Consider the following 22,583-nt stretch of genomic DNA (forward strand, 5'->3'; position numbering starts at 1 on the left):
GCCGCTTAAATTTGGCAAATTCGCGCCCGAGCGTCCGTTTATATCCGTTTGCAGCTCGTGCAAAATTTCGAGTAGTTCCTCGAAGCAATCACCCAAAATCGCGTTTGCGCCGAGCCCAAAAAGCTCAAAATTTTTCCGCATTATCTTATGCGCGGCAGCGTCCTTTTCGATCGCATAAACGTTTTTTGCGCCGTTGCTTAGCGCTTCAAGCGCCATCGCGCCGCTACCGCCGAAGCACTCGATAAACGCCGCGCCGCGCAACTCCGCTCGCCAAGTATCAAAAAATGAGCCCTTTACGATGCTTTTCGTGCTGCGCGTGCTCGAAAGCGCGGGCAGAGCGAGCCTTTTGCCCTTATAGATGCCGCTTGAGATTTGCGTAAAGAGCGTGCCGCCAAGCTTGGAAAATTTAGCCATTTTGCCTTCTTAAAATTTCGATGATTCTTGCCTTAAACTCATCAAATAGCGCGCAAATTTCGGCTTCTGTCGCGTCGTATTCGCTAAAATCCCGCTTTAGCTCGCCTTGAAAATCCTCTAACTTCGATAACAACATCTGCTTGGAAAACGGCAGCGCCAAATCTCCGTCTTCGCCGATCAAAAATAGCGGTTTTGCCGATCTGTGCGGCTCATCGCTTATCACAAAGTCGCAATCCTGCGCGCTTGCGGCACGATCTTTTAAAAACAGCTCCAGCGTCTTTTGTAAAATTTCGCAGTCGCAATCGATAAAAGCTTTCATCAAAGTCCCTTTTTAAATTTTATCATCTTAAACTTTTCGCCAAACTCCGCGCGCAGGTGATTAAACTGTAAAAGCGCGTTTAGATAGCCCCTCTCGCCGCTTTTTTGCATAAAAAGCTCTAAAAGCTGGACCGCGCCGAAGTCTATGAGAGCCGCGATCTGTCTTTTAAAATCTGCCGTGACGGCGCCCGCGTCCTCAAACGCAGCACGCAAAATTTCAAAATTTACGTCGTAGGTAAGATCGCTCTTGCCGTAAAAATCGCTCAAGTTTTGCACCTCAAAGAAGCTAAAAACCTCGTGGTTTCGGTAAATCCGCAGGCTAAAATCGCCGCTAGCGCCCATCTGTCCGTAATCGAAGGCTATGAAATAAAACCGCTGCGCGCTAGCGCAAATTTCGCGCGCAAAGCGAAAATATCCGACCGGGATTTCGCCGCGCGAGATACCGAATCTGAGCGCAAGGGTTAAAATTTCACGTTCTTTTATGGGAGCAAATTTTGCCGCGCCGCTTTCGATAAAAAGCATATTTTCGCCGTCCACCGCCTCGCATTTAAAGGCGTCGAAAAGCTCGTTTGCCACAAAGATCGCGTCTTTAAATTTCGCCTCGTGCGCGCTTGTGAAATGCTTTAGCGCGATTTCGTCGCCGAAACTCTCCGCAAAGCTCGCCCGCTGCAGCTCGCGCAGGCGCTCGTGCGGCTCGATGATCGCAAAGCTAAATTTATCAAGCGCCGCCGCGCCGCCCAGCGTAAAGATAGCTTGCGCTATGTCGCAAAGCAGCCGCCCGTCGTGCGAGCCGATCTCTACGATAGCGATTTTGGCGCTATTTTGCGGTTTTTTTGCAAGCGCGACATCTAAATTTAGCTCGCATGCCACCGCAAAATTTTGCCGCGATACGCCCGAGCTTGCCGCGGCGTCTAAGCTTAACTCTTGCGTCGCGCAAAAATCCGCGCTTAGGCGTAAAATTTCGCGCGCGATGCAGATACCGAAGAGGCTCCCTACGCTTACGGCAGTGTAAAAATCACCGCTCTTGCCGATTTTAGCGGCATTTGCGTAGTAGCTCTCGTTTAGCCAGCCCTCGAAAAAATCGCTAAATTTCACGCCCGCACTATCTCGTCCAGGCTCTTGCGTAGGCGCGCAAAGCCCTCTTTGATCTCCGGTTTTTTGATATTTAGCGCAGGCAAAAATCTAAGGGTGCACTTGCCGGATTTTAGGATCAAAAGTCCGTTTTGCAGGGCTTTATTAAAGATCTCGCTCAGATTTTTTTCATCGCGTAGCACGAGGCCTTGCATCAGACCGAGCCCCACGCGCTTTTCGATCAGGCTAGGATAGTCTGCGGCGATGGCGTCTAGTTTTTTGATAAATCTTTTTATAGTCTTATCAAGCTTACCGCTCGCTTTTAAAAACTGAAGCTGCGAAAGCACCGCAAGCGCCGTAGAGGTCGCCAAAAAGTTACCGCCGAAGGTGCTGCCGTGCTCGCCCGGAGCGAAAATGTTTTGCTGCGCCACGCACGCGCCGATCGGTACGCCGCCCGCAAGCCCTTTGGCAAAGGTGATGATGTCGGGGCGGATGTCGTAAATTTGCGACGTCGCAAACTCGCCCGTGCGATATACGCCGCACTGCACCTCGTCGGTTATTAAAAGCAGCTTTTTCTCTTTCAAAACAGCCGCCAGCCTTTGCACGCTCACCTTATCCAGAGGCTTGATACCGCCCTCGCCCTGGACTAGCTCGATCATCACGGCGACGCTATTTTCATCGATATGCGCGATGATATCGTCGATATCGTCGAAAAATTTAAACCCGGGCATATAGGGCGCGAAAATTTCCGGATGAAATTTCTCCTGCCCGGTAGCTTGTAGCGTCGCTAGCGTGCGACCATGGAAAGAATTTCGCAGAGTTAGAATTTCAAATTTTTTATTAGGGAAATTTACGGTGCCGTATTTGCGCGCCATTTTGATCGCAGCTTCGTTAGCCTCCGCGCCCGAGTTGCAAAACACCGCGTATGTGCGGTATCCCAAAAGCTCGCTAATCTTTTGAGCCAGGGCTTCTTGAGGCAAAATTCTATAGATATTTGAGCCGTGGATGATCTGCGCGGCTTGCGTGCCGATCGCTTCCAGCACGATCTCATTTGCGTGCCCCAGGCAGTTTACGCCGATGCCCGCGCCAAAATCCACGTAATCCTTGCCCGCTTCATCATAGACTATCGAGCCCTCACCTCTTACTAGCGCCACGTTTACGCGCGCGAAATTATCCATCAAATAATTCATTGTTTGTACTCCACTTTAGGCAGATGCCAAGATTTGTAATAAGCTACCATGCGAAACGCAACCCCTAAAACCAGCAAAATAAGCACCGAAACTACGCCGCCAAGTCCCAATCCATCAAGCACGAAATATATCAAGCCCACGCCCATGCTTATCGTGCCATAAAGCCCCGTATGCAAAAACCACGGCACTTCGTTCAGCAGCACGTCGCGCAAGATGCCGCCGCCCACGCCGTTGCAAAATGCGATCAGCACCACGCCGAAAACGTTATGATTATAGCTTAGCGCAACCATCGCCCCGACGATCGAAAAGCTTACGACGTCGATCGCATCGGTTAGAATAAATAAAAATTTACCCTCCAAATCGCGGTTCTCGTAAAGTTTGGCAAAAATGGCTACGGCGCTTACCGCAAGCACGATGGTTACGGGCGCGTAGTGCGTGAATGAGTAGATCTCGCGGCTTACCAAGGTGTCGCGCATGATCCCGCCGCCAAGCGCCGTCAAAAATGCCGCAATAAAGATCCCAAGCCAATCGCAGCCCTTCTTTACGCCGAATAAAAACCCGCTAAGCGCCGCCGAAGCGATGCCTATGCACTCCGTAAACTCTAAAATACTCATATCACAAACCGCTAAAATCCTTTTAAAAACGCATTTTACAACAACTAAATATAAATTTGGGTAAAGCGCGACGGGCGGGAGAAATTTAGGCGCGGTGAGATAAATTTCAGAGCGGCGGATAAAATTTGAGCGCGGCGAATTAAAATTCTACGAGATAGAATTTTACGAAACAGAATTTCTCTAGATAAAATTTTACGCGGCAGAATTCTACGCGGCTAAAATACGGCGTCGCTTCCGCGTAAATATAAAATTTAGACTTGAAATTTCTTGAAATTTATAAATGCCTGTGAGATAAAATTTCACAGAATTTTATCGCGGCTAAAACATACGGCGTCGCGGTCTGGCGCAAATTTTAGCTTTAAATTTACGGCATAGCTGAGCTAGAAAGAATTTAGCGCCAACGAGACCGGCTTTATATTTGGCAGCTAACGGCGCATAAATTTTGATTTGAAATTGCGCCCTTGTTTTGGCGCCGTGTTTTGGCGCCATAAAATTTCATCTTATTTTACGATGACCTAGCCCGAGTGGAATTATACGTAAAATTTTAAAATTTAGCGGTCGAATTCTGCGTAAAATTTTACGCCGAGCCCCCGCTAGATTAGCGCAGCCGCTCTTTTAAAATTTCCCAAATGCCGGGCATTGCCAGCAGTCCATTATGCGGCGCGGCGGCTATTTCATAAAATAGATCGCCCGCCTTAAGAGATCCCGCAAGATCATACGAGTGATGCACCGGTATCAGCTCGTCGGCGGCGCCGTGGATGAGCGTGATCTGCGTACCGCGTGCCGCTTGCAAAAATTCCGCGGTCGGAATCTTGTAGCGGATCAAAAATTTCGGTACGAAGGGGATTTTTTCGTGCGCAAGCCGCTCGAAGCTAAAATATGGCGCGAGCAAAATCAGCCGCGCCGCATCCCACTTCGCAGCCTGCTGCGCGGCGATGCCGCTTCCGATCGAGTAGCCGATCATCGCGAGCTTCTTGGACGAATGCTGCGCCAAAACGTAGCGGCTCATCGCATCGGCGCTCGCAAAAAGCTGCTGCTGCGATGAAATTTTGCCGTACGATTTGCCGTAGCCCGGGTAATCGAAAATATAAAAATCGTATCCCAAAGCCGCGAAATCCGCGCCGTATACGCCCCAACCGCTCACATCGCCGAAGTTGCCGTGAAAGAACAAAATCGCGCCTTTAGGCTCTGCCGCGCTAAATTTCAGCCCGTTTATCGATCCGCCCTCAAACGGGATATTGATCTCTTGAAATTTTATCGCAGCAGCGTTTGCATTATTACCCGCAGCGCCGTTTCCTGCGGCGTTTTTGCCGACGCGCTCGCCGCTAGTTTGAGCGTTTTTGTTTTTGATCTCGCCCGCTACGGCGCCGTTTTCTTTTACGCCACCCTCCACAGAAGCGTTTTCGTCCGCGACGCGGCTTGTCGCCGCACTATTTTGCGTAGCGGACGTCAATGCCTCTAAATGCTCGCCGCTCTCGGGCGCGTTTACAAGTCCGATGAATTCGGAATTTTCAAAGCTAAATTTGAAGTTTTTATCTAACGGCTCGCCCAAAAATATCAGCCGTTCCTGAAAGATATAAAGTCCCGCTAACACGCAGACATAAACACACGCCGCGATAACGCACAGCCTAAGTAAAACCCTCATCGCCGTTCTTTAAATTTAAAACCGAGACGCAAAAACGCGCGGCGGCACGCGAAATTCCGCCTAGCCGCTAAACTTTAAACTCGCTCAAAAACCACTGAAATGCTAAGATCAGCCCCGGCGCGCGCACGATCTTTTCGTCGAACATAAACTCTCGCGCTTTGGCTGCAGGCAGGTAGAAAAGCTCGATATTCTCGCCATCCACGCCACCGCCGGCTCCTAGCTTCATAGATTCGTCGATGCACGCGAAGTACAAAATTTGGCGGTTTGCCGCAAAGCCCAGGGCGCTGTAGTAGCTCGTGATAAATTTCAGATCCTTCACGGCATAGCCGGTCTCTTCGAGCACCTCTTCGATCGCCGTTTGCTCCTCGCTGATACCCTTGTCCAAAATGCCCGCGCAAAGCTCATAGGTGTAGCCCTTCTCGGGCGAATTTATTAAATTTTCCTCTTGATAAAACCACACGCTGGGGCGAAACTGCTTGACGAGCAAAAGCGCGTCGCGCTGCGTATGATAAAGCAAAATCGAGACGCTATCGTGCACCTTGACGCAGTCCCACGCGCGCGCCACGCCGTCCATTTCGAAATTTAGGCGAAATGGTTTAACGAAATTTGAGCCTTTAAGCTCCGAAATTTTAAAATTTTTTATAGTAGTATCCACGTCGCAAGTCCTAAAAAGCTAAAAAATCCCACGATGTCCGTCACCGTGGTAAGCAGCACGGAGCTGCCGACGGCGGGATCGATATTTAATTTTTTAAGCGTGATCGGAATGACGGCGCCGAAAAGCCCCGCGAGCGTTAAATTTAGCACCATCGACATCGCAATCACCAGCCCCAAAAGCTTAATGCCGAACCAAAAATACGCCACAAACCCCATCAGCGTAGCAAAGATCAGGCCGTTTACGAAAGCGATCGTGATCTCGCGAAAGAGAACCTGCTTTTTGTCTTTAAACGCTATCTCGCCCAGGGCTAGGCGGCGCACGGTTACGGTAAGCGCCTGCGTGCCGGTATTGCCGCCCATGGAGGCGACTATTGGCATAAGCACGGCAAGTGCGACCAGCTTTTCGATAGTGGCGTCAAAAAGTCCGATGATCGTGGAGCTTACGATCGCCGTGCATAAATTTACCGCTAGCCACACAGCGCGCGCGCGACCCGCCTTAAAGATCGTAGTCTCGTCGTCTTCGGCTTCGTCATCGACGCCCGCGAGGTTGTAAATTTGCTCGGTGGCGCGCTCTTGGATGAGATCGTGGATATCATCGGCGGTGATACGCCCGATGAGTATGCCGTTAGCATCGACAACAGGGATGACGTTAAGGTCAAATTCTTCAAAATCCTTGATCACGTCGTCGATCTTATCGGTATCGGTGGCGAAGTGGATTTTATTTTCGGCGCCGAATTTTTGTGAAATTTGCTCCAGCGTGAGCGAGAAATCGTATAAAATCAGATCGGATGTCGAAAAGCTCGTAAGCAGGTGCCCTTTTTTATCGAGCACAAAGAGCTGAAAGACGTTCTCGATCTCATCCTTTTCGCGCATAACGCGCAGCATCTCGACCGCCTGTCCCAGAGTCTGATCCTGCCTCGCACTAAAGACCTCGGTCTGCATATACGCGCCCGCCTCATCTTCGCTATATTTGGAGATAGTAAGAATATCGTGGCGATCGTCCTCGTCAAGCCCATAGAAAATCTGCTCGGCCTTGTCCTCGTCGATTTCGCCGATGTTTTGCAAAAGCTCCGCCTGATCGTCACTTTCTAGCTCCTCGATCGCTTTGACGATCTTTTCGTGAGGTAGAGTTTCGATGACGTCTTCGAGCATATGCTCGGGCATCTCGAGCGCCGCATCAGCAAGATCCTCAGGATCTAGCTTTTTTAAGAATTCTACGTATTTTTCTTCGTCGTGCTTCTTTAGAGTTTTTAAATGCTCCGTAAGATCGGCGGCGCTTAGCTCATGTTCAAGCGTATCGCCTAGATGCGCATCAAGAAGCGCTTTGGCTTCCTCGACGTCATCTAGCTGCTCTTTATTTTCCATTTTTGGCCTTAATTTATCGTGATAAGCGACTCGTAGTTTTCAAATTTAGTAGGGTTTTTCGAGCCGTCTTTAGCCGCAGCCATTCTGGCGTCCATATCTTTGACGAGAGCTTTAAATTTAAGCTCTTCGGCGCTTATAACGTTAGTTTTTTCAATCTTGACTACCTTAAGCGGATCTATCGCCTGCTTATTTTTATAAAGTCCGAAGTGCAGATGCGGTCCCGAACTAAGCCCGGTCGAGCCCACATAGGCGATTAACTGACCTTGCTTGACACTAACGCCTGCTTTTGTGCCGCTAGCAAAGCCGCTAAGATGTGCATAAAGCGTACTGATACCGCCGCCGTGGTTGATCTCTACGGTGTTGCCGTAGCCGTTTTTACGCCCTACGAAGCTAATCTTGCCCGCCCCTGCGGCATTTACCCTAGTGCCTTTGGGGGCTGCATAATCTACGCCTAAGTGCGCGCGATATCGCTTTAAAATCGGATGAAATCTTTTAGGGGTAAAATACGATGAAATTCTAGTATAAACAAGCGGTGTAATCAGCAGAAAAGATTCGACCTTTTTGCCGCTTCGGTCGTAGTATTTATCATCGAAAAAATATAGCGATTTGGGCTTTTTATTTTCCTCGATCATTCCTGCGGTGATATTTACTCCGCCAAAAGGCTTGCCAAGGCGCGTTTTTTGCTCGTATAGGATCACGAGCCTATCGCCCTTTTGCAGCTTTTTAAAATTTACCTCGTTTTTAAAAACAAGCATAAACTCATTCGCTAAAGCCGCATTACCCGTAGCTTTGATGATGTCTTGATAGGGCGAGCTTTCGATCTGAATTCCTAAAGAGTAGCTGTTTTCCTCATAAACTATCGGAGTATAAACGAATCTAAAAGTGCCGAATTTATCGCGGTAGATGTGGATCTGAAGCTCCTCGCTGACGGGAATTAACAGCTGAGAGACGCGACCTGCTGGATCACGCAAAATTTGACACTCCACGCCAGCTCGTACCTCGGCGGCAAGCTCCTGATCCTCTTTATCCAGGTCATAATATACAGACGCGGGAATGCCCGCAGTTTCCATAAATTGTAGCAGACTTACACCATCGGGCCAGGCAAACTTCTCTACGCTGAGGTTGTTCGCAAAAACTACGCCTATCCACAGAAAAAGCAATATAAAAATTCTAGTCATATAAAAACCGCTTTAAAATATTATTTTAAGGCGGGATTGTAACGAAAAAACGCTTATATTTCGTAAATACCGCGGAATTTTATCGCTAATTTCAAAGTTTTATGTATAATTAGCCGAAATTTTATTCAGGAGCAGAATTTTGAAAAAAGCTTTACTTATTTTAGGTCTATTTTTAAGTGCGGCGATAGGAGCGGAATTTAACATGCCGCGATACGAAACCGCCCTACTTAGCGTAACGGATGGTTCTGGCGAGATCACAGATAGCCCTACGATTGCCGTAGGTAGCAGCGGAGTGGTGATGCATAATTTCGGTAGCGGCGCAAGCTCCATCATCGCGCGTGCCGTCGTGACGCAAAAAAGCGCAGGCAAGGCAAAGGTGCGATTTGAGGTTTTTGATATGTTAGCTCAAGAGGCGCTGCCACTGCCTAAAATTTTACCCTCAAGCGGCGATAAAGTGATCTTAAATTTCCTCTATGACCGCGCCATAATCGTCGCGCCTAATGCTGAAATTTACGAGCAGGTTATCAAGGCTTTTCCAAATATAAATTTTATCCACCCAGATCTTGGCGGCGCCTATCTTAGCTACAATCACAAGCCAAATCCTAGCCGAGACGATTTTCGTAAAATTTGCGCGCAAAACAGCGCCGGACTGATTTTTATCGCGATGGATAAACAAGGCGTATTTGCCGACTGCGTCAGCTTCAAGCCTTTGCGCACGTTCGCTAGCGGCAGCGTGGCTTATTATCAGCTGCCGTTTTACTCACGCGTGGGCGAGATAAAGACCGTCATTTGGGACTTTACTAATGGCCCGATCAGCGATTACGACAAACACTACCGCTATTTGCTGGGCTTAGACGGCGATGAATAGCGTCGCGCGAGCGTTTTTTACAAGTCTATTAGGCGCGGATAATGCCTATTTTGACGAGGCTCATCGCACGGCATACTGCTACGACGCGACGAAAAGGCGCTGTCTGCCGGACGGCGTGCTTTTCCCGCGAAGTGAGGACGATGTCAGTCAAATTTTAAAATTCTGCAACGAAAATTTAATCCCCATAGTTCCAAGAGGCGCAGGTAGCGGTTTTACGGGTGGATCTTTAGCCGCAAACGGCGGAGTGATTTTGGCATTTGAAAAACATATGAATAAAATTCTAGAAATAGACATGCAAAATCTACTCGCCGTAGTCCAACCCGGCTGCATAAATATCGATCTGCAAAAAGCAGCTGCAGTGCGCGGGCTTTTTTATCCGCCCGATCCCGCAAGCCAGGATTATTCCACGCTAGGAGGCAATGTCGCCGAAAACTCCGGCGGTATGCGCGCCGCAAAATACGGCATCACCAAAGACTACGTAATGGCACTGCGTGCGGTACTGCCTAATGGAGAGGTGATCCGAGCGGGCAAACGCACTATCAAAGATGTCGCAGGCTTCAACGTGGCAGGAATTTTAATCGCAAGCGAAGGTGCACTTGCCGTCATCACCGAAATCACGCTCAAACTAATCCCGATGCCAAAGCTTAAAAAGACCGCGATGGGCGTCTTTCCTAGCGTAGATGCGGCAATGAATGCCGTGTATAAGACGATGGCTGCCGGTATCACGCCCGTGGCGATGGAATTTTTAGACGCGCTGTGCATAGCCGCGGTCGAGGAGAAATTTCACAAGGGCTTGCCGAAGGGTGCGGGCGCGATTTTGATCTGCGAAACAGACGGCAATTTAGAAGCAGTGCTTTTGGAAGAGCTCGCACTCATAAAAGAAATTTTCGTTCAAAACGGCGCGAGCGACTTTCGCGTCGCAGAAAGCGAAGAGGAGCGTGCGGGCATTTGGTTTGCGAGACGCAACTGCTCGCAGGCGATCAATATCTACGGCACGCTTAAGCTAAATGAGGACATCACCGTCCCGCGCTCGCAGCTGCCCGAGCTACTGCGCCGTATCGCGCGCATCGGCGATAAATACGACGTGCACGTGCCCTGCTTCGGGCACACGGGCGATGGCAATGTCCACACCAACGTCATGGTCGCCGACAAAAAAGATGAAGGTCAGGTGCGACGCGGACATGACGCAATCACCGAAATTTTCAAAGCTGCAGTTGATCTTGGCGGTACGCTCAGCGGCGAGCACGGCATCGGGCTAAGCAAAGCAGAATTTATGCCACTAGCCTTTAGTGCAGCGGAGATGGAGCTATTTCGCGCGATCAAAAGGGCGTTCGATCCAAAAGGTATCTTAAATCCCGGAAAAATGGGGCTTTAAATTAGGATCGTCATCCAACTTCTACGGTGATTTGAAATCGATTTATCCCACTTATCTCATCTAAAATTTTACTTTCTTACAATATGCCTACTTAAAATTTATCTTGCTTGCAATTTAGCTTATTTACAGGCTACTTCGAGTTAGTTTTAAGCTTGATCTACCCATTTACAGATCAATTTTGCTTACTTTGCAATTAATTTTATTTGCCTTGCAATGAATAATTTTACTTATTTATTGACAAATTCCCATTCCCTTGTGAATTGATTTTATTTACTTCGCAAATTAATTATCCCGTGCGATCTTCTTCGGATATTTTTGCCATATCAGCTGTGATTACATAGCTACTCGCTAGTTTGCGCAATTTTTTCTCTTTCAACGATATATAATTTAGCACCATGATTATGATGAAATCCCTATATCGCGATGGGTAAGTCTATGACAAGTTAAAATTCTGTCAATAAAATCCACAGCATAGATTAAATTCTAAACTTCCAAGATACTGAAATTTTAAAATCACTATCTATAGATATTATCGCAATATGCGAAATTTCAGCAATAAAATTTAAAAATGAGATTCCACGAAATTTCATAAAATTCATAAAGCTCCGCAAAATTTCTACGCTAATTTCGATCTCACCGTATTATCATCTAGCTAGCCCTGCCATCTATTTAGTCGCATTAGCCTCGCTTGCATTTATTTTATTCATCGCGGCTACTACATTGCAGCTAAACTCAGCTCCCAGCTTGCAGGCTTTGTCGTAGTAGATCATCGCCTTATCCAGATCCGGCTCGCCAAATTCCTTCTTTGAATACGCTAGCCCGACCCTTTGGCATCCCTCTGCCAAAGCGGCATCACAAGATTTGAGGAAAAACTTAAGAGCGCCCTGATAGTCTTTCTCTTCGTAGCTAGCAACCGCAGCGTTCAAGCAGCCCTCGCCTAGTCCCAAATCGCATGATTTGGCAAAAAATGCGAATGTATTTTTCTTATCAGCATTTTTATAAGAGATTATCGCGGCATTGTAGCAAGCTTTGGCAGCTCCCAGCTCGCACGCTTTGGAATAAAACCGCGCGGACTTGCCCTTATCTTTCGTAGTTTTATATAAATTTTGCTCGTCGTAATATAAATCCCCCGCGATAGCACAGCTATTTTCTAGCCCTGCTTCACAAGCTTTTTCAAATGGCTTTTTTGCTGCTTCATAATCGCGCTCCTCAAGCAAATATGCTCCATAGTCTTCGCACGAATTAGCCCTACCGACGCCGCATCCGACAAACGAAATCGCCTGCGGGAAAAATATCTGCGCGAGCAAGTAGGCTGCTACGATTAGTGCGGCAATCGACGCTAAAATTTTCATTTTTGCTCCTTTTAAATTTTAAAAATAATTATAGCAAAAAGCGAGGGATAAAATTTTAATTTTTGATAATAGCTGTGAAATTTGCGGCGAAATTCCTGCAAAATTTCTATCAAAATCCCAAGCAAAATTTTAAATAAAATTTTAAACGGAGCTTTGAGCGGAATTTTAAAAAAGCAAATTAAAATTTTACTTGCAAGATTATTTTTATGGCTGGCTTGCCTCAATTTTTACTCGCACGTCTATATGACTGTCCACGGCTATAGTATTTATAATAGGACTAAAACGTATTTAATCCTTGAGGTCTTAAGCACCTGCAGCCTCTGCAATGGCGATTTATCAGGGCGATAATCTAGTGTGTAAAATATTTTGTCGCATACCAAGCCCGTAGCAAGCATCTTGCCACGCCCTAGAAAACTTTTGAAAATTTCGCATTGCTGCTTAGAAATTTTAAAAAATTTTACGCCGCCAGCCTTTAAGTTTTATCTTAGAAATAGGCTTTTCTATGCCAAAATCGCAGGCATAATGCGTCTTTAGGCATTTTTTGCTCCGATACCCAGGCTTCTTAGATCCACGCCACTTAGATATGGTGAGTCTTAAAATAATCAAGACTGCGCAGTATCTGTATCGCGTACGTAAATTTCATATGTGTATGCTGCACCCACACATCATCCATGAGCACTATATTTGCCGCGATTCCGCGCGCTGTATGCCAAAAAAGCATATCGACCGCGAGCAATAAATTCCCGCTTTTCGCCGCTTACACGATCCATGAAATTTTATCCTCTCGGTCTTTAAATTTACGCTTCTTTAGAGCCGAACTCTATCACAACCTCCTCCTCGCCGAACCACATCACGGAGTTTTTCATATCGCAAAACCTCGCCTCATCCGCCATCAGCTCCGCTAGCACCGCTCGCCCTACCTCGCTGTTTCGCGCATCCGCAAACGCTTGCACGCTCTCATACCATAGCTCGCCCATCGCGTCGTAGCCAAACGCCGCCGTCTCGCGCTTGGTGCTTTGCCCCTCGGGGAAAACGGGCATGGTTTTTGCATAGCGGACGATATTTAGTGCCTTTTGATTAGCCAAAACCTTTTGCGAATGCGCCGCCCAGTGCACCAAAAACTCCTGCTGCGTGATACCCGGCGCCCTTTTTACTAACATCGTGATCTTAAACATAACCGCTCCCTAAATGAAATTTATCGCAAATTTGCGCCCTATTCTATGATGCATCCGCGTTTTTGCAATTTTGCTTAGTGTTCTTTGCGTCTAAATAGGCTTTGCGAGAACTTAAATAGCAGCCGTGCGCGCGAGCACAGATCCCAAAATGCATAAGCCTCACTACTTAAAGCTCAAACCGCCGTCAATCTCCACTCGGTTTAACCGCCTAAAGCGTCATTTACGGATGCTCCGAAATAAATTCCGCAGACTCTTTGCGGGCAAATCAAAATTCTGCCGAGCTTTAGCAGACGATGAAAATTTTACCGACTTTTGACGCGCATAAATTCCGTCCGTTTAGGCGGGCAAGATAAAATTTTGCAAGCATTAAGTGATCGGCAAAACAGACGAATGGCAATTCTCTCTTGCGTCGCCGCGTGTAAATTGCGTTGCTGCACACGCGCCTAGCCCTTACTCGCCAAAAACCTCTGCAAAATTATCGTTGCAGCGATGCTATCAAAGCGCGGATCCTTGCCGCCGCCTTTAGTCCCTTTGCTCGCAAACTCCGCCGCTTCGGCGCTCGAAAAGCTCTCGTCTTGAAATTTTATCTCGCCGTCAAAATCCAGCAGCGAGGCGAAGTGGCGTATGCGCCTGCTCATCTCCTCCTCGCTCGCCCCGCCGCGCGGCACGCCCAGCACTAGCACGCTGGCGCCCTTTTCGCGCAGCAGCTCGCTTAGCTCGCGCGCGGCTTGGATACGGTTTTTGCGCAGGATCGGATCGCACGGAAGCGGCGTCTTATCATCCGGTGCCGCCGCCACGCCGATACGTTTAAGCCCAAGATCGATCGCAACTATCAAATTTCATCCTTTACTTACATTAAATTTTATGGAATTTTACGGAATTTCGCCATTAAAATTATGCCACCAAAATTCCGCGATCGGAATTTCATAGCTAAATTTCATCGCAGAATTCCACCGTGGAATTTTATGAAATTTCATACAAAATAGGCATAATAAATTTCACTCGCTCGCGCCGCTTGCGAGCTATTAAATTTAGCGTGCCACGAGCTTCAAATTCCAAAATTTCGATCGCTGCACCTGGCAGGTACATCCGCACTGAGTCCACGCGAGCTGCACGTAAGCGACACCCAAACTCACGGCGGGCATAAATCCTGCCATGCAGGTGCCGGACGTGCAACCAACCCACCCCACGCAAAATCAAAATTTTAAAGCAAACCCGCACTCACGCGACGGAGCAGAAAAAAGCCCCCCCTACGCTTTATAACTCGTAAAATTTTGCCGCCGTGACCAAAATTTTCTCTTGCGACAAATTCAGCCTACCACGCTTATGCTGAAATCTGCAGCCAAATTTACCCGCAAAAATTTAGCACGATAGGCAAGCAAACATTTAAAACGCTATTTCAGAAAATTTCATGCATTTTAACACTTAAATTCCGCGCCGCAAAGTATTTATAGATCGCGAGAAGCATTCACAAACCGATCATTACCGCAAGCGGAGGCGAGCGGCGCTGCACAAACAAGCCGCGCGGGTTTGTTTTAAGCTCAAGTGCTACTTGCGGAAGGTAAAATTTTACCGAGCCGCCTTTTTCTAAATTTAAACACCGGCCGCGCAGACTACGCGCTGTACAAACAAGCCGCACCGGCGGGCAGCGCCTATCAAACCACGGCGAGCAAGCGCCTGCCGCCGGCTACTTTGCCACGATCTTTGCGCCTAAAATTTCGATCCTGCCCTCAAGTTCATATTCGTAAATTTTATCGCCGAAGCGCTCGATCGCCGCTTGCAGATCGGAATTTAGCGCTAAAAATTCCATCACCTCATCCTGCACGCGCTCGGTGCTTTGCGGCGTCTGCGGAGCTAAAGACGCGACAAACTCGCCAAAATCCGCAATCAGCCGCGCCTGAGATTTTGCGAGCAGATCGTTCGTGCCAGCGCTCTCGTCCATGCGGTGCGGCAGCACGTACACGGGCACGCCCATCTCGCGAGCTAGGCGCGCGCTTTGCAGCGAGCCGCTGCGAGGCTCTGCCTGAGCGACGATCAGCGCTTCGGACAGCGCCACGACGATGCGGTTGCGCTGCAAAAACTGAAATCCGCGCGCGCTCACGCCGTCCTCATACTCACTAAGCGCGAGACTGCGTTCGTAAATTTTGCCGATCATAGCGGCGTTTTGCGCGGGATAAATTTGATCAAGGCCGTTGCCAAAAACCGCGATCGTGTTTGGAAACGCCCCTTCGTGCGCGGCTATGTCGCAGCCGATCGCCGCGCCGCTTACGACGCAAAAGTCCGCATCGCTCAAAGCGCGCGCGAGGCGCAGGATCAAATTTTTAGTATAAACACTCATCTTGCGCGAGCCTACGATCGAGATGCGGCGCTTTTGTAACATCGCCGGCTCGCCCCTAAAATACAGCTGCGCGGGCTCGCTCGCACCGAGCCTTGCTAGGCTTTGAATTTTAAAACCGAGCTCACTCGTAGTACTCATAAATTTCGTCCAAATACACTAAATCGACCTCGCCTAGGATATCGGCGCTGTTTGCGAGTGCGCGCAGAGTGGAGCTTTTGGGATGGCCGATAGCGATGGCGTAACCCTGCTTTTTAGCAAGCGCGACGGCTTCACGCAGCTTTTTGCGCACCGCAGCGACGCTGTTTTGATTATCTAAAAACACATCGCGATGTACATATCGCATACCAAGCCCGTTCATCGCCGCCTTAGCCTTGGTAGCGGGGCTCGTGCGCGAGTCGATAAATAAAAATCCATGCTCGTTCATCGCGCGCAGCAGGTTTTGCATCGCGCGCTCGTCGGCTGTAAATTTGGAACCGGTGTGGTTATTTATAAATTTAGCGTTCGGAAAGTCCGCGCGCAGCTTCGCTATGACGCCGTTTAGCTTCTCGTAATTATCCGAAGCTCGCAGCGTCGCGGAGTTATTTTTAGCAGAGCTCGCCTCCATCGGCAGATGGATAGCGTAATGCTCAAAGCTGCGAGCGAGCGAGCGCGTGTCCTTGCGCTGATACTCGGGCGGGAAGATGGACGGCGTCACGCGCACGGGCAGCGCAGCGATCTTTTGCGCCTGCTCGTCGGTGCCTACGTCGTCGATGATGATTGCTAGCTTTGCACGAGAGCCTGCAGGCAGTGCTTTACGCGGCGATTTAGAAAGATCGTCCGTGCCGCTAGAAACGTGGCTTTGTGCGGTAGAATTTATGGAATTTTCTGGCGCGGAATTTGCCGCGGTAAAATTTAGGTCAGGTCCGCCGCTAGCCGAATTTGCGACGACGGAATTTGCGGAAGCCATAGAATTTACGGAATTTTGCGAATTGTCGTTTGCGGAATTTTCTCCTACGGAGTTCTGCCGTGCGGGCTCGATGCTCATCTTAGGCGTAGTTACGTTTTGCTCGGCGATCTTATCAAGCTCCTTTTGAATCAGCGCCTCCTTCTGTGCAGCGCTTAAACGCGGTCGTTTGCCGTGAGAATCAGAAGTGCTTTCGGGGGCTTGTTTGCGCGAGCTTTGCTGCAACGCGGCTTTATTGCCCGAAAATACGAGATCCAAAACCGCGTAGGTAACCGCACCGCTTAAAAAGCATAAGATTACGACAAAGGCGATCGCTATATAATTGATCGGGCGCTTTTTGCGACGCCCGCGTGGATTTGTATTAGCCAAAGCTTAGCCGAAATCAGTTTTTATCTTTATTTACGAGCTTACCCTTAGCGATCCATGGCATCATCGCGCGAAGCTTCTCGCCGGTTTTGCTAAGCAAGCTATTTGCCGTGATATTGCGCTCGGCGTTCATTCGCACGTAGCCAGCTTTGCGCTCGAGGATGAAGTCTTTTGCAAACTTACCGTTTTGGATCTCCTTTAGCACCTCTTTCATCGCCGCTTTGCTGCTTTCGTTTACGACGCGGTTACCGCTTACGTAATCGCCGTATTCTGCGGTGTTTGAGATCGAGTAGCGCATATCGGCCATACCGCCTTGATAGATGAGATCCACGATCAGCTTCATCTCATGCTGGCACTCAAAATACGCCATCTCAGGCTCATATCCAGCCTCTACGAGGGTCTCAAAGCCTGCATTGATGAGCGCGCAAAGTCCGCCGCAAAGCACAGCCTGCTCGCCGAAAAGATCGGTCTCGGTCTCTGCTTTGAAGGTTGTTTCGATGATGCCGGTGCGACCGCCGCCGATCGCGCTTGCATAGCTTAGAGCAAGCTCTTTGGCCCTGCCGCTTTCGTTTTGCGAAACGGCGATCAGCATCGGTACGCCGCCGCCGCTTACAAACTCGTTGCGAACGGTGTGGCCCGGGGCTTTCGGAGCGATCATAATGCAGTCTATGCCCTTTGGAGGGACGATCTGTCCGAAGTGGATATTAAAGCCGTGCGCAAACGCAATCGCGTTGCCCTCGCTTAAGCTCGGCTCGATCTCCGCTTTGAAAATGTCGCTTTGAAACTCATCAGGCGTTAGGATCATTACGACGTCTGCGGCCTTCGTAGCCTCGCCGACGCTCATTACTTTAAAGCCCTTTGCCTCGGCCTTGCTCCAGCTCGCTCCGCCCTTTTTAAGGCCCACGATGACCTCTACGCCGCTATCGCGCAAATTTTCGGCGTGAGCGTGTCCCTGCGAGCCAAAGCCGATCATAGCGACCTTTTTAGCCTTAATCAAACCCAAATCGCAATCTTTGTCGTAAAAAACGTTTATTGCCATAACGCATCCTTTTTTAAAAATTTAGGCGAGATTGTAGCTAAAATTTGCTTTTATGCAGATAAACCGCGCGCCGCAAGGGCGGATAAAGAAATTTTGAGCTATCATTGAGGCATAATTTAGCTTTAAAAGGAGCGAAAATGAAAGTGGGATTTATCGGCGGCGGAAATATGGGCGAGGCGATGATCGCAGCACTTTGCGGAGCCGGCGGACGAGATTGCGCGGCGAGCGGAGAAAATTTTGCAGAGGATAAAGAAAATTCCGCGCACGGCGGGCGGAATTTTATGTCCGATGCTCAAAATTTTACCGCTTGCGTGCGGAATTCCGAGTCCAATATGCAAAATTCCGTTAGCGACGGGCAAAATTCCTCTTGCGTGCTGTCCGGCTCCGATACGAAGCTTCAAGTTCTAGCCTGCGCTAGAAGCAAAAACGAAGCCTTGCGCAGACGCTACGGCGTGCAAATTTTAGAGGGCGAGACGCAGCTGGCGCACGCGGCGGATATTATCGTGCTCGCGACCAAGCCCGCCAGTTACGAGGGGATTTTGCACCTGATCGCGCCCGAGCTCGCGGGCAAAATCCTGCTTCTTTTGGCGCCTAATTTCAAGCTGGAGCGCGCCCAAAATATCGTAGGTGCGGACGTTTTCGTGGCCCGCGCGATGCCAAACGTCGCTGCGGGCATCGGCGCGTCGGCTACGGCGCTGTGCTACGGCGAGTATTTTGATGAGGCCAGTCGGGAGATCGTACGAGCGCTAGCCGCCAAAATCGGCAAATTTTACGAGATAGACGAGGCTGGTTTTGCCGCATTTACGGGGATCGCAGGGAGTCTGCCTGCGTATGTGTGCGCCTTTATCGAGGCTGCGGCGGATGCGGGCGTGCGGGGCGGACTGCCGCGGGCGCTATGCTACGACGCGGTAGCGGCGGCGGTAGAGGGCACGGCGCGTCTGCTGCAAAGCGGCAGGCGCCCATCGGAGCTCAAAGACGCCATCTGCTCGCCTGCGGGCACGACAATAGAGGGGCTCGCGGCACTGGAGGCGGCGGGGTTTCGCGCAGCGGTAATGGCGGCGATCGAGGCGTGCATCGCCAAAGCTCGCAGTTAGCCTCGTCGCACCTCGTCGGTTTCGGATTTCAAACACGGCGCGTTTGCTGGCGCGCTAGTATCGAAATTCTGCGCGGGCGCGCTAGCTAAAATTTTGCCTTATCTTTAAATCGAATGAGTTCGCTGTTTCTGTAGCGGGGGAGTTTACTAGCCTTATGGTAAACGAGCCGGCAAGTTCGTATTGCATTTAAAATTTTAAAATTTAGAGATTTTGGGAAATTTTAGTTCAAAATTTCACTCTTAAAATTCTAAATTTGCAGGATTATAAATTTAGCGCTCGCGGCAGGGCAAAATTTTGATTTTTAGCGGCGCGAGCTCGGCGTCCATAACCATTAAAATCAAAATTTAGCGCAGCATAGGTAGATGCGCCCGCGACTTCGAACTTGCTAGATAAAAACTCAAGCGCGGAATACAAACGCTAATATAGTGCGTCTTACGCCGAAGTCTTATTAAGACGCAAATGTAAGCCGCAAAATTTTACCGTCAATGCGAGCAGCAAATCAACCAAGCCGCGCCGAAGCGTATTTTACTACCAGAGCAAGCCTCAAATCAAAACCGCATCTCATCGCCCGAGCGAGCCTTAAATTTAAACCGCGTTTCGCCGCCGAGCTGCAAACCAAACCTGCGCGCCAAATCCTACCGAGCTGCGCAATAAAATTTGACTTTCATCTGGCCGAAGCTTTGCACGCAAAGCCGCGATAAGCAATATTATATAAATTCCTTCTCCAAAGGCTGCATCGCATTGCCGTCTGCGTCAAAAAGCACCCGCCCGCACACCTCGCAAACCTCGTCCCTAGGAGAGAGCTCGTCCGCATCCAGCTGCCACGCTGACATCTCGCCGCACTCGCAGTTTATGACGTAAAGGATCTGCCTTTTGCGGCGCTTGCCCCACGGCGCGATGTCCCAAAATAGCTCCTCTCGCTTGCCTAGCTTTTTAAAATCTTTCTCGGCGTCCTTGTGCGCGACGAGCAGATAATAAGCGTCGCTATGAAGCTCCAAAGTAAAGAGCCTAAAATCGCTCTTTTTGAGCGCCTTTTGAAACTCGTTCATCAAAAATAGGCTCGCATCGCCGCGCTCGAAATCCTCTTTTTCCGCTTCTTTTTCGAGCCTTGCGTAAATTTTATCGCACTCTAGAGCCACGCCGCTTTGCAGCGCATCAAGCCTAGAGCGGATAAATTTACCCACATCGCCCGTCTCGTCCTCGCCGGCCCAGTCAAGTATCCAAACAAGCCCTTTTCCGATAAGCGCATCCCAAAACTCGCCGTCATCAAGCTCGCCTATCTTTTCAAAACCATCCGTTTCGCCCGCCGTCAAATGCTTTAAAACGCAGCACTTATCCTTCGTCATCTTCGCTCCTTTTGATTAAATTTACCGCCTATGTGGGTCTGTTTAAATTTTACTCTCAAAAAGCTTTAAGCTTACTTTTCGCAACTCCTTACGCCGCAAATTTAGCTCACGGCGGCGGGTAAAATTTCGCTATAATTTCACAAAAGCGCTAAAATTCCAACCAAAAAGGACGCGAATGCAAACAGATCTGCAAGAAAAGATTAAGGAGCTGCAACGCAAGATCGCGCGCGAAATCACCTATTTCCAGACGGGCGGCGTGAGGCCGCGAGGCGCGATCGATGAGTGCTGGATCGGTCGCGTGCTCGCCTGCGCGGCGGAAGAGGAGCTGCCTGTGGATCAAAACGGCGCGCCAATGCTTCCTCTGGCGCAGTTTTACCTGCCCGCGCTGCCCTACGTGCCGCAGGTCTTGGGCGGCGTCAAGCTGCTTGCGGTCTTCATCTCGCAGGATCTCATCGGCAAATCCCCTGAGCAGATGGACGGTCTGTGGAAGGTCCGCGAGTATAAAAACGAGGAGGAACTCGTCATAAAGGAGCTTACAAATCCGCGCTCGCAGATAAGGCCTTTTCCTTTGCAGCCAAAATTTGCCGCGGACGATACGCCCGTTTGGGACGGCGGCGGGCTGGATGCGGACGCCATAGATGAAATTTTGCGTCTTGAGGAGACGGAGGGGCTCGAGTATTACGACGACATCGCCTTGGAGTTTTATAACTGCACGAAATTCGGCGGCTACCCCTCCTTTTGCCAGTCGGGAGTGAGCTTCGGCGATGGCTATCAGTTCGTTTTTCAGGTCTCTTCAGACGAAAAGGCGGGCTTTAACGTCATAGACGGCGGCAGCTTGATGTTTGCTAAAAACCCGCAAAGCGGCGCGTGGAGCCTGTATTATGATTTCGATTAGGCGCGCGAAAGGCTTTAGCTCGCCCGCAAAATTCCGCCGCTTTAAACGGACGCCGGGAGCGAGTAAATTTACGATGAAATTTTATCTGCACTCGGCCTTGAGCTCGCTCGGTGCGGATTAAATTTTAACGGCGGCGCGCTCCGATCTAGGTTAAATTTAAGCCGCCGAGAGGCGAGCCGAATAGATGCAGGTGAGCCGAATACAGCGAGCGGGCCGTGAAAAATTTGGCACCGTAAAATTTTAAAATTTTATAGCCCGAGATTTCGGCTTCGAGCTTGAAATTTAAGGTGCGCTTGAAATTTTAACCCGCAAATTTAAAGGAGCGAAAATGAATGCAAACGAGCTTGCAAACATCTGGCGTAGGCCGATCTACCTGCCCTATCTGCAAGATCCGCTCACGCCCGAGGCGCTGCGAGCTGCAGAAGAGGAGCTAGGGCACGCCCTGCCGCGCGAGCTAGTCATGATGCTAAGCATCCAAAACGGCGACTACCTGCGCTACGAGCTAGAGGGCTACCCGCTGGACGCCATCAGCGGCATCGGCGAGGCGCATCCGTCGCTTACGCACTTTTGCTGGGGTGAGGAGCGTGAGTGCGTGAGCTTCGAGCTTGACGGGCTGGTGCCGTTTAGCGGCGACGGACACTGGTATCTGTGCCTGGACTACCGCGCGAGCGAACAGCCTGCGGTCGCCTACATCGACGTCGAATGCGACGAGCAAAGCATCATCGCGCAGGATTTCGCTTCGTTTTTGGCGCTTTTGCGGCTCGACACGGGCGGCAAAATCGCGCTGCAAACGAGGCTCGATCTAAATGGCACAAAGGCGCGGCTGGAGGAAATTTTGGGCGTGCGCGCAAGAGCCGCCGATCCGCAGCTTTACGGCTTTAGCGTGTATAATTTCGCTCGCGAGGGCGGCATGCTGAGCCTTAGCCCAAACGAGGTTCGGCTCGGATTTGCTAGGCGGGGCGAGCGGCGGTTTAAAGAGCTTAAAAACTTCAGCGAGCCCGCTCTGCGCTATGCTGAGCTGGACGCGGGCGCGATGATACTGGACGTTTTCAAAGAGGAGCTGATGGGTGAAATTTTGCGCAAGCTAAATGATGCGGGCTTGTGCGCACAGAGCCTAAAAGACGCGATCGGCACGTAAGCTTTCGCGATTATTAGTGAGTTTTGTGCGGGCTGCGGCGCGCATTCGCGTGATCGATAATGTGGACTTGCGCTCGTAAATTTAGCGCTCAAGCACCCGCCGCGCAGTCTGCGCTTTAAATGCGGGCGATAAACACCAAGCTACGCGCTAAATTTTGAAAAAGCTACAAAAGCCCTCATCGCGGTAAAATTTTAACTCACAAATA

At 49.8% G+C, this 22,583-nt stretch carries 22 protein-coding genes and 1 pseudogene; 6 read left to right on the forward strand and 17 right to left on the reverse strand.

From position 1 onward, the window contains the following. Positions 1 to 57: 57 nt before the first annotated feature. The 9 genes and pseudogenes from Q0600_RS03720 to Q0600_RS03760 all read right to left on the reverse strand — a co-directional run. Positions 58 to 414 (reverse strand): annotated as a pseudogene (locus Q0600_RS03720) (RsmD family RNA methyltransferase); the annotation flags it as partial. Further along, positions 407 to 733, reverse strand: coding sequence for a hypothetical protein (locus tag Q0600_RS03725; protein WP_298757041.1), 327 nt, complete (start codon positions 731 to 733; stop codon positions 407 to 409). The pseudogene Q0600_RS03720 and the gene Q0600_RS03725, both read right to left, overlap by 8 nt. Continuing rightward, entirely contained in the window at positions 733 to 1,827 is a 1,095-nt protein-coding gene (locus Q0600_RS03730; protein WP_298757044.1) for an SAM-dependent methyltransferase, read from the reverse strand. The genes Q0600_RS03725 and Q0600_RS03730 overlap by 1 nt, the downstream gene beginning before the upstream one ends. Then, positions 1,824 to 2,993 carry an acetylornithine transaminase gene (locus Q0600_RS03735; protein ID WP_298757047.1) on the reverse strand — a complete coding sequence of 390 codons (1,170 nt, stop codon included), beginning with the start codon at positions 2,991 to 2,993 and terminating at the stop codon, positions 1,824 to 1,826. The genes Q0600_RS03730 and Q0600_RS03735 overlap by 4 nt, the downstream gene beginning before the upstream one ends. After that, positions 2,990 to 3,607, reverse strand: a complete 618-nt coding sequence (locus tag Q0600_RS03740; RefSeq protein WP_298757050.1) for a TRIC cation channel family protein — start codon at positions 3,605 to 3,607, stop codon at positions 2,990 to 2,992. Before Q0600_RS03740 ends, Q0600_RS03735 begins: the two co-directional genes overlap by 4 nt. Positions 3,608 to 4,205: 598 nt before the next feature. Next, positions 4,206 to 5,252 (reverse strand): alpha/beta fold hydrolase, encoded by a 1,047-nt coding sequence (locus Q0600_RS03745; RefSeq protein ID WP_298757053.1) that lies wholly within the window; start codon positions 5,250 to 5,252, stop codon positions 4,206 to 4,208. A 67-nt stretch (positions 5,253 to 5,319) separates the two neighbouring features. Then, entirely contained in the window at positions 5,320 to 5,907 is a 588-nt protein-coding gene (locus tag Q0600_RS03750) for an NUDIX hydrolase (protein ID WP_298757054.1), read from the reverse strand. Next, on the reverse strand, positions 5,892 to 7,271 hold the full coding sequence (gene mgtE / locus Q0600_RS03755) for a magnesium transporter (RefSeq protein WP_298757057.1): 1,380 nt from the start codon (positions 7,269 to 7,271) through the stop codon (positions 5,892 to 5,894). The genes Q0600_RS03750 and mgtE overlap by 16 nt, the downstream gene beginning before the upstream one ends. A gap of 8 nt (positions 7,272 to 7,279) precedes the next feature. Next, positions 7,280 to 8,449 carry a peptidoglycan DD-metalloendopeptidase family protein gene (locus tag Q0600_RS03760; protein ID WP_298757060.1) on the reverse strand — a complete coding sequence of 390 codons (1,170 nt, stop codon included), beginning with the start codon at positions 8,447 to 8,449 and terminating at the stop codon, positions 7,280 to 7,282. Positions 8,450 to 8,588: 139 nt separating this feature from the next. On the opposite strand from Q0600_RS03760, the gene Q0600_RS03765 reads away from it, so the two are divergent. Together Q0600_RS03765 and Q0600_RS03770 are read left to right on the forward strand one after the other, a co-directional pair. Further along, positions 8,589 to 9,317 carry a plasminogen-binding N-terminal domain-containing protein gene (locus Q0600_RS03765; RefSeq protein ID WP_298757063.1) on the forward strand — a complete coding sequence of 243 codons (729 nt, stop codon included), beginning with the start codon at positions 8,589 to 8,591 and terminating at the stop codon, positions 9,315 to 9,317. Next, positions 9,310 to 10,692 carry an FAD-linked oxidase C-terminal domain-containing protein gene (locus Q0600_RS03770; protein WP_298757066.1) on the forward strand — a complete coding sequence of 461 codons (1,383 nt, stop codon included), beginning with the start codon at positions 9,310 to 9,312 and terminating at the stop codon, positions 10,690 to 10,692. The genes Q0600_RS03765 and Q0600_RS03770 overlap by 8 nt, the downstream gene beginning before the upstream one ends. Positions 10,693 to 11,357: 665 nt before the next feature. Here Q0600_RS03770 and Q0600_RS03775 read toward each other — a convergent pair. Beyond that, positions 11,358 to 12,044 carry a tetratricopeptide repeat protein gene (locus Q0600_RS03775; RefSeq protein ID WP_298757069.1) on the reverse strand — a complete coding sequence of 229 codons (687 nt, stop codon included), beginning with the start codon at positions 12,042 to 12,044 and terminating at the stop codon, positions 11,358 to 11,360. A gap of 541 nt (positions 12,045 to 12,585) precedes the next feature. Here Q0600_RS03775 and Q0600_RS03780 point away from each other — a divergent pair. Beyond that, positions 12,586 to 12,783, forward strand: coding sequence for a hypothetical protein (locus Q0600_RS03780; RefSeq protein WP_298757072.1), 198 nt, complete (start codon positions 12,586 to 12,588; stop codon positions 12,781 to 12,783). 58 nt (positions 12,784 to 12,841) lie between these two features. Here Q0600_RS03780 and Q0600_RS03785 read toward each other — a convergent pair whose 3' ends face one another. The 6 genes from Q0600_RS03785 to ilvC all read right to left on the reverse strand — a co-directional run bounded on the left by Q0600_RS03785 (position 12,842) and on the right by ilvC (position 17,905). Continuing rightward, entirely contained in the window at positions 12,842 to 13,219 is a 378-nt protein-coding gene (locus tag Q0600_RS03785) for an EthD domain-containing protein (RefSeq protein ID WP_298757076.1), read from the reverse strand. Positions 13,220 to 13,662: 443 nt separating this feature from the next. Continuing rightward, positions 13,663 to 14,055 (reverse strand): Holliday junction resolvase RuvX, encoded by a 393-nt coding sequence (gene ruvX / locus Q0600_RS03790; protein WP_298757079.1) that lies wholly within the window; start codon positions 14,053 to 14,055, stop codon positions 13,663 to 13,665. A 127-nt stretch (positions 14,056 to 14,182) separates the two neighbouring features. Beyond that, complete coding sequence (locus Q0600_RS03795) at positions 14,183 to 14,323, reverse strand: hypothetical protein (protein ID WP_298757081.1); 141 nt, start codon at positions 14,321 to 14,323, stop codon at positions 14,183 to 14,185. A gap of 583 nt (positions 14,324 to 14,906) precedes the next feature. Further along, a complete protein-coding gene (locus Q0600_RS03800) occupies positions 14,907 to 15,695 on the reverse strand; it encodes a DNA-processing protein DprA (protein WP_298757083.1) in 789 nt (262 codons plus the stop codon). Further along, positions 15,679 to 16,869, reverse strand: a complete 1,191-nt coding sequence (locus Q0600_RS03805; RefSeq protein ID WP_298757085.1) for a divergent polysaccharide deacetylase family protein — start codon at positions 16,867 to 16,869, stop codon at positions 15,679 to 15,681. The genes Q0600_RS03800 and Q0600_RS03805 overlap by 17 nt, the downstream gene beginning before the upstream one ends. Before the next feature lie 13 nt (positions 16,870 to 16,882). After that, a complete protein-coding gene (ilvC, locus tag Q0600_RS03810) occupies positions 16,883 to 17,905 on the reverse strand; it encodes a ketol-acid reductoisomerase (RefSeq protein WP_298757087.1) in 1,023 nt (340 codons plus the stop codon). Between the two features lie 137 nt (positions 17,906 to 18,042). Here ilvC and proC point away from each other — a divergent pair, with 137 nt between their 5' ends. Continuing rightward, positions 18,043 to 18,999 carry a pyrroline-5-carboxylate reductase gene (gene proC / locus Q0600_RS03815; protein WP_298757089.1) on the forward strand — a complete coding sequence of 319 codons (957 nt, stop codon included), beginning with the start codon at positions 18,043 to 18,045 and terminating at the stop codon, positions 18,997 to 18,999. Positions 19,000 to 19,706: 707 nt separating this feature from the next. On the opposite strand, the gene Q0600_RS03820 is transcribed toward proC, so the two are convergent. Further along, positions 19,707 to 20,345 (reverse strand): hypothetical protein, encoded by a 639-nt coding sequence (locus Q0600_RS03820; RefSeq protein ID WP_298757091.1) that lies wholly within the window; start codon positions 20,343 to 20,345, stop codon positions 19,707 to 19,709. A gap of 175 nt (positions 20,346 to 20,520) precedes the next feature. Between Q0600_RS03820 and Q0600_RS03825 the strand changes: the two genes are divergently transcribed. Together Q0600_RS03825 and Q0600_RS03830 are read left to right on the forward strand one after the other, a co-directional pair. Continuing rightward, positions 20,521 to 21,240: a DUF1963 domain-containing protein gene (locus Q0600_RS03825; protein ID WP_298757093.1), complete on the forward strand. Its 720-nt coding sequence runs from the start codon at positions 20,521 to 20,523 to the stop codon at positions 21,238 to 21,240. Positions 21,241 to 21,568: 328 nt separating this feature from the next. Next, a complete protein-coding gene (locus tag Q0600_RS03830; protein WP_298757094.1) occupies positions 21,569 to 22,378 on the forward strand; it encodes an SMI1/KNR4 family protein in 810 nt (269 codons plus the stop codon). Positions 22,379 to 22,583: the final 205 nt, after the last annotated feature.

It is taken from the genome of uncultured Campylobacter sp. (assembly GCF_938041645.1).
GTDB lineage: Bacteria > Campylobacterota > Campylobacteria > Campylobacterales > Campylobacteraceae > Campylobacter_B.